Raw genomic sequence first — 13,754 nt, forward strand, 5'->3', positions numbered from 1 at the left:
GGCGAGCACGACGGCGATGATGCCACCGGCCGATGCGCCGCCGACGTCGTAGCCCAGAAGCGCCGTGCGATAGATGAGGAAGGCAAGGTTGGTCGAGGCATAACCCGGGCCGCCATTGGTGGTAACGAGGATTTCCGCGTAAACGCCGAGCAGGAAGATCGTCTGGATGAGGATGACGACGGTGATGGCGCGGGCAAGATGCGGCAGCGTCAGGTAGATGAAGCGGTTGATGAAGTTGGCGCCATCCATCTCGGCCGCTTCCTTCTGCTCGCCATCGAGCGACTGGAGGGCGGTGAGCAGGATCAGCGTTGCAAAGGGCAGCCATTGCCAGGCGACGATGATGATGATGGAGAGCAGCGGAAACTGCGCGAACCAGTCGACCGGCTGCAGGCCGAAGAAGCGCGACAGATCGGCAAGCACGCCGTAACCGGGATGCATGATCATGTTCTTCCACACCAGCGCCGCAACAGGCGGCATGACGAAGAAGGGCGAGATGATCATGATGCGCACGATGCCCTGACCGAAGATGTCCTGGTCAAGCAGAAGCGCAATCGCAATACCGCCGATGACAGTGATCAGAAGCACGCCGCCGACGATGGCAAGCGTGTTGAAGATCGACTGGAAGAAGGCCGGATCGGTATAGAAATACTGGTAATTGAACAGGCCCGCGAAGCTGACATTGGCAGGGTTGAGCAGATTGTAGTTCTGGAACGAAAACCACAGCGTCATCGCCAGGGGCACGATCATCCACACCAGCAAAAGCAGCACCGAAGGCGCAAGCATAACCCGCGCCAGACCGCTCGTGTTTCGTGTTGCCATTGATAGTCCCCTCCATGACCAATACCCGCAACGTCCCCGCCGGGACATCCGAATTTAACTTGACGATTGTCTTAGCAGCGACCTTCGCCCGTCGCCGCATGGTAGGTTGCTAGCACCTGATCCACCGCGGCGATCAGAACCTCCTCCATATCCTTGCCTGCAACCGTGGCGAGCGGAAGCTCGCCGAGGTATTGGCGCAGCAGGGTTTCGGGAATTGTCTTCCCGTCAAGCGCCTTATGCAAGGCGGAAACGGCTGCGAGCGCCTCGGGCCTTGTCCAGTAATAGCGAATGCGGTCGCTGTAGCTGTAGTGGCGCTGCAATCTGAGCGTGATGTCATCACCATGGTAATGACCCTGCCAGTCGCCGGGCGCGCCGAGCATCAGCTGTTCCATGGTCCGCGCCAGCGGCCGGTCGCCATAGTCGCCGACCATCTCGGATGCGATCATATCGAGAGCGTAGAGTGCTTCGCGGTAAGCGAAGGTCAGCCCCGGACCGACTTTCAGGATCGGATATCCATCGCGCACAAGGGCGCCAAGTGCTGCTCTCGTTTGATAATCCGTCGAGTGTGCCTCAAAGACCAGTTGCGGTTCGCCGTCCAGCACGGCGCTGAGCGCCATGGCCGCATCCGGATTGTAAGCGACGACATTGTCGCTGCCGAATTCCACGCCGGGCTGCACGACAAAGGCGATGACCCGTTCGAACGCATCGGAAAGACCGTGCTGCGCGAATATCTCACGGTGCAGGTCAATGGTCGTGCGCGCCGCCTGCGGCTCGGTGGGCGCCACCGTGTCGAGCACGTGATCGGCGCCGCCCGGCACCGGCACTTCGGTGCCGAGAATGTAAAGCGGTTTTGGCAGGCCCGCCTCGGCGGCTGCCTTTTCGGCGACAGCCGCGAGTTTTGCCGCGCGATTGGCAATGGTCACGTCATCCAGTGCGGACGGCTCTCCGGCGCAGCCCATCGACGCATCCAGATGAATCTTGCGAAAACCGGCTGTGACATAGGCTTCGACCATGGTGGCTGCTTTTGTCAGCGCGTCCTCGGCTTTCTCCTTGCGCCAGGGATTGGGGCCGAGATGATCACCGCCGAAAATCAGGAGCTCGCCAGGCAGTCCTTCTTCCTGCGCAATGCTGTTGACGAAGGTAACGAAGTCGCGCGGCGTCATGCCGGTATAACCGCCGAGATGATTGACCTGGTTGCAGGTGGCCTCGATGAGCACGGCTGTTTGACCGGCAGCGGCGCGGCGGATTGCGGCGCGCAGGACAACGGGGTGGGCAGAGCAGACCGAAGTGATGCCTGCGGGCTTGCCGGCACGGCGCGCGGCGGCGAGGTTTTCCAGAATGGCGGTCATAGGACTTCCTCCGACAATAGCGCGGTCATGAAGGCGTCAAGTTCGGCAAGGCTGGCAGCGCCTTCCATGGGGCCGCGCTTTATGACGTTGTGCGCGCCGGATGCATTGGCATAGGTGAGCGCTCTTTCGGGATGCATGCCGAGGCGGCGGCAGGTGAGGTAAGTTGCGCCGAAACAGTCGCCGGCGCCGGTCGGATCGATTTCGGAGACCGTCAGTCCGGGGGCGTCGATGCGTCCATAGGCGCGGCTGAAGTGGCTGGCGCCTTGCGCGCCGCGCTTCAGCACGATCTCGCCGATACCGGAGGCGAGGAGCTTTTCTATCGCTGCGTCCTCGTCATCCAGACCGGAGGCAGCTTGAAGTTCTTCGCCGGAAGGCAGCAGAAGGTCGGTGACATCAAGGAGATCGTCGATCAGCTTGCGGCCCTCGTTACCCTGCGCCAGTTCCTTGCGGATGTTCGGATCGAAAGACACCGAGCCGCCGCGCGCCTTGACGCTTTTGATCGCCTCCAGAATGATCTCGCCGATACCGGCAATCGCAAACGCCGATCCCATGACGTGCACATGGCCCGCCTGTTCGATGAGAGCCTGCGCCTTATCAGTCATGTGCGTTTCGCGCGCTGCCGAATGGGCGATGTTGAAAACGAAATCCCGTGCACCGTTTTCCCTATAGCGGACAAAAGCGCTGCCGGTCGGCCGGTCCGCAACGGTGGCGATGGCCGATATGTCCACGCCGTCACGGCGCAGCCGCTCGATGTTGAGGCGGCCGAAATCGTCATCGCCAACCGCCGCGATAATGCCGGCGCTGCCGCCGCAACGCGCGACCTGGTCGATGAAAATGGCGGGCGCGCCGCTTGGAAAGGGGCCGATCAGCGTTTGCGGCTCGAGAAAGCCGTCGCCCACTGTCGTCGCCATGATTTCCACGAGGATTTCACCCGCCGTAATGGTCGGGCCTTTCGCGTGCGGCGCAAGTGCGGATACCTGCCTCATCATCTCCTCCATATGCATTCGGCTCCCACCTTTCCCGTGGGTGCAAACCCCCGACGTTCCGGCTCTGTTATTTTCCGGATATCAGTTAAAATTTACGCGCGTCAAGATATTTTTTGATGATGATTTTGTTGCGATGCAGCAAGTAAAGCGGATCATGCAATTATTTTTGATGACATTATCGACTTTAAAACAGCGAGTTATAGCAATATATCCAAGAGTGCTCGCGTCACAGTTTATTTTTGGATGTTGACAAATGGCGCGATTTTGCGAGATAAAAATTTACGCATGTATTGTTATGCGTGGACATCCGTAAAGGAGGAGCGGGTCTCATGAGCAAATTCATTGGAATTCTGTCGTCGTCTGTGGTTGGAGCGGGCCTTTTGGCCGGACTTGCGCAGGCGGAAGAAATCAACATCGCCACCGTCAACAATGGCGACATGATCATCATGCAGAAGCTTTCCAGCGCCTGGGAGAAGGAAACAGGAAACAAGATCAACTGGATCGTGCTGGAAGAGAATGTTCTGCGCGAACGCGTCACCACCGATATTGCCACCAATGGCGGCCAGTTCGACATCATGACCATCGGCGGTTACGAAGCGCCGATCTGGGGCAAGCAGGGCTGGCTGGCTCCGGTCGATGATCTCGGCGACGATTACGATTACGCCGATCTGCTCGATCCGATCAAAAAGGGCCTGACGGTGGACGGCAAGCTCTATGCCGTGCCGTTTTATACCGAAAGCTCGTTTACCCTTTACCGCAAGGACCTGTTCGACGCGGCCGGCCTGAAAATGCCTGATAATCCGAGCTACGACCAGATCAAGGACTTCGCGGCCAAGTTGACGGACAAGTCGAAACAGCAATATGGCATTTGCCTGCGTGGCAAGCCGGGCTGGGGCGAGAACATGGCTTTCCTCGGTACCATGATCAATACCTATGGTGGACGCTGGTTCGACATGGACTGGAAGCCGCAGCTGACGAGCGAGCCGTGGAAAAAGGCGATCTCGGATTATGTTGCGCTGATGACCTCCTACGGCCCGCCCGGTGCGGCGACCAACGGCTTTAACGAGAACCAGACGCTGTTCGCATCAGGCCATTGCGCCATGTGGATCGACGCCACCTCGGCTGCGGGACGTATCTACGATCCCAAACAGAGCCAGGTTGCCGACAAGACCGCTTTCACGCGTGCTCCGGTAGAGGCAACGCCGAACGGATCGAGCTGGTCGTGGTCATGGAACCTTGCAATTCCGAACACCACGAAGAAGCTCGAAACCGCCAAGTCATTCGTTAAATGGGCGACCTCGAAGAACTATGTGAAGACGGTAGGCGAAAGCGAAGGCTGGGTCGCCGTGCCGCCCGGTACGCGCAAATCCACCTATGAGCTGCCAGAATACAAGAAAGCCGCACCCTTTGCGGATACGGTGCTGAAAGCCATCATGTCCGCCGATCCGTCGAAGCCGACAAAGGATCCGGTCCCCTATACCGGCGTGCAGTTCGTCGCCATACCGGAATTCCAGTCGATCGGCACGGTTGTCGGCCAGCAGATTGCGGCAGCACTCTCCGGCCAGCAGACCGTCGATACGGCGCTCGAAGGCGCCCAGAAACAGGTCGAGCGTGACATGACCCGCGCGGGCTACATCAAGTAGCCGCGTCCTCCCGGCGTGCCGCCCGTTCGTCACTTTGGCGGCGGGCGGCATGGGTGGGGCTGGCGCACCCGCCGCCCTCATTCCTGTGCTTGTCACAGAAATCCAGTCAGCCCAAGTCCTTGGGCTGAAAAGGACTCTCTCGCCACGCAGACGCGCGTCGGCTGGATTCCTGTGACAAGCACAGGAATGAGGGGAGTGAGAAATCGCATCTAACACAAACGCGCATGGCCGAGTTCATCCATTACCCGCCATGCATCACGGAGATCGACATGAGATTGAAGAACAAGGTCGCGCTGATTACCGGCGCCGCCCGCGGCATCGGCCTTGGTTTTGCACAGGCTTTCGCCGATGAGGGTGCAAAGGTCATCATCGCCGATATCGATATTGCCAGGGCGACCGCTTCTGCAGCCGCTATAGGCCCATCCGCCAAGGCCATCCGTCTGGACGTGACTGACCTTGGTCAGATCGATGCGGTTGTAAAGGCGGTCGATGAGGAATTCGGCGGCATCGATATTCTCGTCAACAATGCCGCGATCTTCGATATGGCGCCGATCAACGGCATTACCGAAGAGAGCTATGAGCGGGTTTTTGACATCAATCTCAAGGGGCCGCTTTTCATGATGAAGGCCGTCTCCAATGTCATGATCGCGCGTGCGCGCGGCGGCAAGATCATCAATATGGCGAGCCAGGCCGGTCGGCGCGGTGAGGCGCTCGTCACGCTTTATTGCGCTTCCAAAGCGGCGATCATTTCCGCCACGCAGTCGGCGGCGCTGGCGCTCGTCAAACACGGCATCAACGTCAATGCGATTGCGCCGGGTGTCGTGGATGGCGAGCATTGGGAAGTGGTCGATGCGCATTTCGCCAAATGGGAAGGCTTGAAGCCGGGTGAGAAGAAGGCGGCGGTGGCCAAATCCGTGCCGATCGGCCGTTTCGCCACGCCGGATGACATCAAGGGCCTTGCAGTTTTCCTCGCCTCTTCCGACAGCGACTATATTCTCGCCCAGACATATAATGTCGACGGCGGCAACTGGATGAGCTGAAAAGCCGGAGATGACCATGCATGCGATTCAATTCGTCGAGAAGGGACGAGCCGTGCTTACGGACGTGCCCGTCGCCGATCTGCCGCCGGGGCATGCCCTTGTCCGGGTCAAGGCTTCGGGGCTGTGCCATACCGATATCGACGTGCTGCATGCGCGTTACGGTGACGGTGCCTTTCCCGTCATTCCCGGCCATGAATATGCCGGCGAAGTTGCGGCGGTGGCGGCAGATGTCACAGGCATCAAGGTCGGCGACAGGGTTGTCGTCGATCCCAATCTGCCCTGCGGCACCTGCCCCAGTTGCAGGAAAGGGCTTACCAACCTTTGCAGCACGCTGAAGGCCTATGGCGTTTCCCACAATGGCGGTTTTGCGGAATTCAGCGTGGTGCGCGCCGACCAACTGCATGGCATAGGTTCCATGCCCTATCACGTGGCAGCACTTGCCGAACCGCTCGCCTGCGTCGTCAACGGCATGCAGAGCGCGGGTATTGGCGAGAGTGGGTCGGTGCCGGGCAATGCGCTTGTTTTTGGCGCCGGCCCCATCGGCCTGCTGCTCGCCCTGTCGCTGAAATCACGAGGCATTGCGACGGTGACGATTGCGGACATCAACGAAAGCAGGCTGGACTTCGCTGAAAGTCTTGGACTTCAGACGGCGGTTTCCGGGTCTGAGGCGCTGCTGCGGCAACAGAAGGCGTTCGATTTCGTGGCGGATGCGACCGGCATCGCAGCTGTTGCGGAAGCAATGATCCCGCTGGTCGCGGATGGCGGCACGGCGCTGTTTTTCGGTGTCTGCGCGCCGGATGCCCGTATCTCGGTTGCGCCTTTCGAAATCTTCCGGCGGCAGCTGAAGCTTGTCGGCTCACATTCGCTGAACCGCAACATGCCGCAGGCGCTTGCCATTCTGGAAACGGATGGCGATGTCATGGCGCGGCTGGTGTCGCACCGGCTGCCGCTTTCGGATATGCTGCCGTTCTTTATGAAAAAGCCGTCCGATCCGGCCACGATGAAAGTGCAATTTGCAGCCGAATGATCGTTTGGCCGTTGATAACCGTATTCGACCGGCTTTTCGTGCGAAGGCCGGTCGATATAGAGTACCACATGTAATATTTCATGGGGGCAAGCACTTTGGCCAAATCTATCAGGACGATGGAAGAGTTCTCGGAATTCGTCGGCCTTTCCCGCCCGACTGTTTCGAAATACTTCAATGATCCGGCCTCGGTCCGCAAGAAGACGCGGGATGCCATCGAGGATGCGCTGAAGAAATCGGGCTTCCGACCGAATATCTTCGCTGTCAACCTCAACCGCCGCCGCTCCAATATCATCGGCATCATTATTCCCAACTCAACCGACCCGTTCTACATGGCGCTGACGAGCCGTATCGAACTCATCGCCAACGAGGCGGGGTTCCTTGCCTTCGTGCTGTCGTCCGACGGCAAGGCGGAAATCGAGGATCGGGCCATCCGCACCTTCAAGTCGATGAATGTCGCGGGCGCCATCATCGCTCCGCTCGGCGTCAAGTCCCATCGCGCCACGCTAGAGCAGCTGGCGGCCAGCATACCGATCGTCTATGTCGATTCTCCACTCGACGAAACCTCGGCCTTCGTCGGCACCGACAACCGCCAGAGCGTCGGGCTGATGGTGGATTATCTCTGCCGTTCGGGCGAGCCGCCCTGTTTCTTCGACATGCCGCAGGTCAATACCAACGCCGCAACGCGCCGCACGGCCTATGAGGAGGCGATGCAGCGTCTTGGTTTCGAGCCGCATGTCATCGGTGTTCCCGGCACCGTAACCTGGGATTTCGAGCGTTTCGCCTTTGATGAAGCGACCCGGTTGCTGGATGGAGCAGGGCATTTGCCCTCGCGCACTATTTTATGCGCCAATGACCGTATCGCCTTCGGGGTCATCGCCGCCGCCTTCCAGAAGGGCATCAGGGTCGGCCATGGCACGGATTACGATCTCAGGGTCGCCGGCCATGACGATCATCCGCTTTCGCGTTATGCCTGCCCGCCGATTACTACGGTGGCGCAGAATTACAACGAGATCGGCAGGCTATCGATCGAACTTCTTCTGCAGAAGTTGAATGAGGAGGCGGATGACACGACACGGATGCGCGAGCGCATTCTCCTCAGTGCCGATCTGATGCTGCGCAAATCAGCTTGATAGTTTGTTAGAAAAATTAAAAGAAAAATCTGTTTTTCTAAATAGAACTAATATTTGAACGCTCCTACTCTGTTCCCAGGGTTGCTTTGGGAGGCGACCGCGGGAGCCGGCGCAAGTGTGTGCCGGGATCCGGGAGGAACGCAGAAACGTCATGTCTTCGGTGCCGCGAGGGTTAACCCTTCGTAGCCGCGGTATCGCATGGCCTTCGCCGGGCTGACTGGGCACTCTCGCCAGCAATTTCCCCAGCGAAGGATGTCAAAACATGAATCTCTATTCTCTTCTGTCGCAGCGCGCAGCCGGTGGCAAGCCCGTCAGGGTGGGTCTCATCGGTGCCGGCAAGTTCGGTTCCATGGTTCTGGCGCAGGCGCAGCGCATCGCCGGTTTCCACATGGTCGCCGTCGCTGATCTCAATGTCGGCAAGGCGCGGGAATCGTTTGACCGCGTCGGCTGGCCGAAGGAGCGTTATGACGCGACGAGCTGCGCCGATGCGCTGAAGAGCGGCAAGACCTATGTGACTGACGATGTGAACGAACTGTTCGCCTGCGGCGAGATTGAATGCGTGATCGAGGCGACCGGCCATCCGCTGGCTGGCGCGCGCCATGCGCTCGGAGCCATCGACCACAACAAACATGTCGTCATGGTCAATGTGGAAGCCGACGTGATGGTCGGGCCGATCCTGGCCGAAAAGGCGAGGGCCAAGGGCCTTATCTACTCCATGGCTTACGGTGACCAACCGGCCCTGATCTGCGAATTGGTCGATTGGGCACGCGCCACCGGCTTCGAGGTCGTTTCCGCCGGCAAGGGGATGAATTTCGAGCCGCGTTACCGGTATTCGACGCCTGATACGGTCTGGAGCTACTTCGGCTGGACTGACGAGGAAGTGGCCAAGGGCGACTTCAATCCGAAAATGTACAATTCATTTACCGACGGCACCAAGGCGGCCATCGAAATGGCGGCGGTCGCAAACGGCACGGGGCTGGATTGCCCGGATGACGGTCTGGCCTTCCCGCCCGCCGGCCTGCACGATCTCGCCCGCGTCTTTCGCCCCGCTGCCGATGGCGGCCGCATGTCGCGCTCCGGTCTCGTGGATATTGCCGCAAGCCAGGAGCCGGATGGTCGCGAGGTGTTTAATAACATCCGTTACGGCGTTTTCGTCACCTTCAAGGCGCATAACGAATATGCCCGCGCCTGCTTCAAGCAATATGGACTGCTGACCGATCCTTCGGGCTGGTACGCCTCCATGTGGCGTCCGTTCCATATCATCGGTCTGGAAACCTCGATCAGTGTGCTGTCCGCGGTGCTGCGCAACGAGGCCACCGGTTGCTCGAAGGAGTTCCGCGGCGATGCGGTTGCGACGGCCAAGAAGGACATGCAGCCCGGCGAAATGCTTGACGGCGAGGGCGGTTACGCGGTCTGGGCCAATGCCATCCCTGCCACCCGCAGCCTCGACATCAAGGCGCTGCCGATCGGCCTTGCCCATAATGTCAAGCTGAAGCGCGCCATCAGGAAGGACCAGATCGTCAGCTTCGACGATGTGGAACTGGTGAGCGACCTGGATGTGGTGAAGCTTCGCCAGGACATGGAAAACCAGTTCCGTCCGCAAAAAGACGCTGCGGCGTGATGGACGGAGAACGGGACATGCCGAATGGAGCTTTCGTGGTAATCGCGGAATTCCGTGTCAAGCCTGACGCGATGGATGCCTTTCTCGATGCGGCGCAAGATGATGCCACCCATTCGGTTCAGGATGAACCGGGTTGCCGGCAATTCGATGTGGTGCGGCCGGAGACGGGAAACAATGTGGTGTTCTACGAGGTCTATGACGACAGACAGGCTTTCGACGATCATTTGAAAACACCGCATCTCGACCGGTTTCGCGAGGCGTTTCCCGCCCTCATCGAAGAAGAGTTGCCGGTACGTTTCCTCAACCGGCAATGGCTTTGAAGGATGGAAAAAATGCAGGACATCCGCGAAATCGCTGTCATCGGAACGGGCATCATGGGTGCACCCATGGCGCGGCGTCTGGCGGAGGCCGGTTTTTCCGTCAAGGCCTGGAACCGCAGTGCTGAAAAAGCTGCGGTTCTGGCGGCAAAGGGCGTGCAGCCGACGGCCACGGCTGCCGAAGCTGTAGCCGAAGCCGATGTCGTGCTCTGTATGCTGAGTTCCGGGCCGGTCTGCGACGAGGTTCTGCTCGGCGCCCCGGGTGTCGTTTCCACCATGAAGCCTGGTGCATTTCTGCTGGTGATGAGTTCGATTCCGGTCGACAGCGCACGGGAACAGGCGGAGGCGGCAAAGGCTCATGGCGTCGCTTATGTCGACGCACCGGTTTCCGGCGGTGAAAAGGGGGCGACTGAGGGAACGCTCGCCATCATGGCCGGCGGTGAGCAGCGGGATGTGGACGCATTGCGGCCACTCCTCAATTGCCTCGGCCGCGTCACCTATGTCGGTCCGGTGGGCTGCGGCTCGTTGGCCAAGCTGGCCAACCAGCTGATCGTCGCCTCGACGATCTGCGCCGTAGCGGAAGCTTTGACGCTGGTTGAAGCGGGGGGAGCCGACCCGGCGCAGGTGCGCCAGGCTTTGCTTGGCGGTTTTGCCGAGTCCACCGTCTTCCGCCAGCACGGCAAACGCATGGTGGAAGGCGATTTCCGCCCCGGCGGGCCGGCGAAATATCAGCTGAAGGATACGTCCACGGCGCTGGCTTTCGCCAAGAGCCGTGGCCTGAAATTACCGGTCGGCGAGGAGGTTGACCGGCTGTTCCGCTCCATGGTCGAGCATGGCGCGGGCGAGCTTGATCACAGCGGTGTGATCCTTGAAGTTAAACGCATGAATGCGTTCGGAGGAACGCTCGAAACTGTCTAGAGACAACAACGGGAGGAACACATGAAAATTTCAAAACGTTACGGGCTGGCTCTCGCCGCCACCATGCTGGTTGCATCGATCGCGCAGGCGGAAACGCTCACGCTTTCGACGCCGGATCCGGACAATTCCGAAATTACGCTCGCGGCCAACAAGTTCGCCGAGCTGGTGTCCGCCAAGACAAATGGCGAAGTCACCGTCAAGGTCTTCGCGAACGGCTCGCTTTACGGCGGTGATCCATCGGGCGCCGTCAAGCAGCTGGCGGGCGGATCGCTCGACATGCTGCTTCTGGCGACATCGCTTTATGCGAATTTCGACCCGCGTTTTTCGGCGATTTCCATTCCCTATCTTTTTGACGATGAAGAACAGCTTCGCACCTATCTGGAAGGTGAGCAGGGCAAGGAGTTGAGTGCCGGGCTGGAAAAGATCGGCATCAAGGCGGTGGATCTGTGGCCGCGCCCCTTCCGCCAGATGACCAATTCCAAGCGCCCGATAACCTCGCCGGATGATCTCAAGGGTTTGAAGTTCCGCGTTCCCAACAATCCGCTCTGGGTGGAATTCTTCAAGAAGATGGGCGCCGCACCGACGCCGCTCGCCTTTGCCGAGGTTTATAACGCCTTGCAGTTGAAGGTCGTCGACGGGCAGGAAAACCCCATCAACGTCCCATTGTCGGCGAAATTCTACGAGGTGCAGAAATACGTCTCGATCACAAACCATATGGGTGACGGCTGGGTTCTGGGAATCAGCCCCGCCAAGTTCAACGCCCTGAGCGATGCGCACAAGGCGGCCGTTGAGGAGGCGGCGAAGGAAGCGGAAGTGTGGAAGGTGCAAAACGACGCCTCGAGCGCGGAAGCGACGATCACCGAACTGCAGAAACACGGAATGGAGATCAATCGCCTGACGTTGGAGCAGCAGAGGGCGTTCGTGGAAGTCTCGAAGGGCCTCTATCCCGTCTTTGCCGGACTGGTGAAGGATCAGGCTTTCTTTGACAAGACCATTGCCGCCGTCGGCAAGAAGTAAGGCAATCAGGTCTTCCGGGCCGGCGCGCAGTCGGTCCGGTTGGGAGGACAGGTTTATGGACGAAACGTCATCATTTTTCGGCAGGGTCATCAGATTGGCGACCGACGTGCTGGCCGGTCTGGCCGCTATCGGGGTTCTGGCCGTCGTGCTTCTGCAGGTGTCGACCCGAATGTGGGGCACTCCGGTCTCGTGGACCGAGGAAGCTACACGGTATCTTTTCATATGGATGGTGTTCCTGGGGGTGGCGGGTAGCTTCCGCACCGCCGACATGGCGCGGGTAACGGTGTTCATCGCGCTTATGCCGGCCTTTGTCCGCAGCCTCGCGCTTCTCATCTACGTTCTGTCCTCGGTCGTCTTTTTTAGCCTGATGATCTGGACAGGCTGGACGCTGGTGCGCCAGCAATATGTGATGAATGAAGCCGCCGCCACGCTTGCCACGCCGATGTGGATGATCGGCGTCATCATTCCGCTTAGCGCCGCTCTCGGCATTGCCGCCATCGTGGAATCCCTGCGTCAACATCGCGATCGCATTGAACTGCCGCAGGGCTCGCAGCCTCTTGCCGAAGCCGATCTGGTCGTTGGAAATATGGAGAAACGGCCATGAGCCTGACGCTGCTTGGACTTTTCCTGCTGATGAGCGCCTTCGGCGTTCCACTTGCCGTCGCACTTGGACTTGCCAGTGTGGCCTCCATCGCGCTTTATACGTCGATGCCGATGGACCTTCTGGCGCAAACCATGTTTTCCGGCATGAACTCTTTCCTTCTCGTCGCCGTGCCGCTTTTCATTCTCGTCGGCGTTCTGATGGAACGGGGCAAGGTCGCCGAACGACTGTTTGACTTCGCAGAGGCGATTGTCGGCTGGCTTCCCGGCGGTCTCGGCCATGTCAATGTCGCCTCGTCGGTGATTTTCGGCGGTGTCTCCGGTTCGTCCGTCGCCGATATTGCCTCAATCGGCGCGATCGAAATCAAGGCCATGGAGCGTCACGGTTTTCCGAAGGGATATGCCGTCGGGCTGACGCTCTGCACCTCCACGCTTTCCTCGATCATCCCGCCTTCGATCCTCATCGTCATCGCCGGCTCGGTTGCTAACGCCTCCATCGGAACCCTGCTCGTGGCAGGGCTGGTGCCGGGATTGTTCCTCGCATTCGTGTTCATGGTGTATAATCACATCTATGCAGTGCGAAACGGGTTCAATCCGCCCACGCCGTTCAATGTCCGCCGTGTGGTGACGACCGGTCTTGCGGCCATCCTGCCGATGCTTACGCCGGTGATCCTGCTGATTGGAATTGTCGACGGCTATTTCACGCCGACGGAAGCGGCCGGCATTGCCGTTGTATACACGCTGTTTCTGTCGGTCATCCTTTACCGGACGATCCCATTTTCGGCGCTACTCGGCATCTTCATGGACACGGCGCGGACATCCGGTTCGATCCTCTTCATCGCGGCGACGGCGAAACTGGCGGCTTGGGTCTTCACCTTTGACGGCTTGCCGGCACAGGTTGCGGTTTTCCTTGGTCATATCAGCACCGGCCCGACCATGGCGATGGTTCTGATCTTCCTGTTCCTGATCATCGTCGGCATGTTCATGGATGCGATTGCCGCGATGTTCATCCTGATCCCGGTGCTTATGCCGCCAGCCGTCTTGCTTGGGGTCGATCCGATCCACTTCCTGATCGTCATGGTCATCACCCTGACGCTTGGGCTTGTCACGCCTCCGGTTGGTGTATGCCTATTTGCGGTGGCGCAGGTGGCGAAAATGTCCATTGAGGATGTGATCAAGGGCTCGCTTGCGCCGATGTCCATCCTGGTCGCGGCAATCTTGGCCCTGGTGCTGTTCCCGGCTCTGACGCTTGGGCCCATCAGGCTGATGGGTCTTTACTGACGCAGA

General features: G+C 59.4%; 13 protein-coding genes. 10 read left to right on the forward strand and 3 right to left on the reverse strand.

Features of this window, described 5'->3' with window-relative positions; translation table 11 throughout:
* The 3 genes from ACQZ5Y_RS18070 to ACQZ5Y_RS18080 all read right to left on the reverse strand — a co-directional run.
* A partial coding sequence (locus ACQZ5Y_RS18070; protein WP_448782009.1) for a carbohydrate ABC transporter permease occupies positions 1–819 on the reverse strand: 819 nt, incomplete at its 3' end.
* A 71-nt stretch (positions 820–890) separates the two neighbouring features.
* Entirely contained in the window at positions 891–2,168 is a 1,278-nt protein-coding gene (locus tag ACQZ5Y_RS18075) for a D-tagatose-bisphosphate aldolase, class II, non-catalytic subunit (protein WP_174059982.1), read from the reverse strand.
* Positions 2,165–3,172, reverse strand: coding sequence for a tagatose kinase (locus ACQZ5Y_RS18080; RefSeq protein ID WP_174059981.1), 1,008 nt, complete (start codon positions 3,170–3,172; stop codon positions 2,165–2,167). Before ACQZ5Y_RS18080 ends, ACQZ5Y_RS18075 begins: the two co-directional genes overlap by 4 nt.
* A gap of 311 nt (positions 3,173–3,483) precedes the next feature.
* Between ACQZ5Y_RS18080 and ACQZ5Y_RS18085 the strand changes: the two genes are divergently transcribed.
* From ACQZ5Y_RS18085 to ACQZ5Y_RS18130, 10 genes are all read left to right on the forward strand, one after another.
* A complete protein-coding gene (locus tag ACQZ5Y_RS18085; RefSeq protein ID WP_013761438.1) occupies positions 3,484–4,797 on the forward strand; it encodes an ABC transporter substrate-binding protein in 1,314 nt (437 codons plus the stop codon).
* A gap of 269 nt (positions 4,798–5,066) precedes the next feature.
* Positions 5,067–5,837, forward strand: a complete 771-nt coding sequence (locus tag ACQZ5Y_RS18090) for a galactitol 2-dehydrogenase (RefSeq protein WP_025595922.1) — start codon at positions 5,067–5,069, stop codon at positions 5,835–5,837.
* Positions 5,838–5,853: 16 nt separating this feature from the next.
* The gene (locus ACQZ5Y_RS18095; protein WP_174059980.1) at positions 5,854–6,864 is read left to right on the forward strand and encodes a D-altritol 5-dehydrogenase; all 1,011 of its coding nucleotides are present in this window, start codon (positions 5,854–5,856) and stop codon (positions 6,862–6,864) included.
* 116 nt (positions 6,865–6,980) lie between these two features.
* The gene (locus ACQZ5Y_RS18100) at positions 6,981–7,994 is read left to right on the forward strand and encodes a LacI family DNA-binding transcriptional regulator (RefSeq protein ID WP_019566487.1); all 1,014 of its coding nucleotides are present in this window, start codon (positions 6,981–6,983) and stop codon (positions 7,992–7,994) included.
* A gap of 262 nt (positions 7,995–8,256) precedes the next feature.
* Positions 8,257–9,615 (forward strand): NAD(P)H-dependent oxidoreductase, encoded by a 1,359-nt coding sequence (locus ACQZ5Y_RS18105; RefSeq protein WP_035199360.1) that lies wholly within the window; start codon positions 8,257–8,259, stop codon positions 9,613–9,615.
* Positions 9,616–9,632: 17 nt separating this feature from the next.
* On the forward strand, positions 9,633–9,935 hold the full coding sequence (locus tag ACQZ5Y_RS18110) for a putative quinol monooxygenase (RefSeq protein WP_211380942.1): 303 nt from the start codon (positions 9,633–9,635) through the stop codon (positions 9,933–9,935).
* A gap of 12 nt (positions 9,936–9,947) precedes the next feature.
* Complete coding sequence (locus tag ACQZ5Y_RS18115) at positions 9,948–10,850, forward strand: NAD(P)-dependent oxidoreductase (protein ID WP_174059979.1); 903 nt, start codon at positions 9,948–9,950, stop codon at positions 10,848–10,850.
* 21 nt (positions 10,851–10,871) lie between these two features.
* Positions 10,872–11,867, forward strand: a complete 996-nt coding sequence (locus ACQZ5Y_RS18120) for a DctP family TRAP transporter solute-binding subunit (protein WP_112650563.1) — start codon at positions 10,872–10,874, stop codon at positions 11,865–11,867.
* Positions 11,868–11,922: 55 nt separating this feature from the next.
* Positions 11,923–12,471, forward strand: a complete 549-nt coding sequence (locus ACQZ5Y_RS18125) for a TRAP transporter small permease (protein ID WP_065705271.1) — start codon at positions 11,923–11,925, stop codon at positions 12,469–12,471.
* Positions 12,468–13,748, forward strand: coding sequence for a TRAP transporter large permease (locus ACQZ5Y_RS18130; RefSeq protein ID WP_065705273.1), 1,281 nt, complete (start codon positions 12,468–12,470; stop codon positions 13,746–13,748). Before ACQZ5Y_RS18125 ends, ACQZ5Y_RS18130 begins: the two co-directional genes overlap by 4 nt.
* The last annotated feature ends 6 nt before the right edge of the window (positions 13,749–13,754 follow it).

Source organism: Agrobacterium sp. A3-95 (assembly GCF_053521785.1).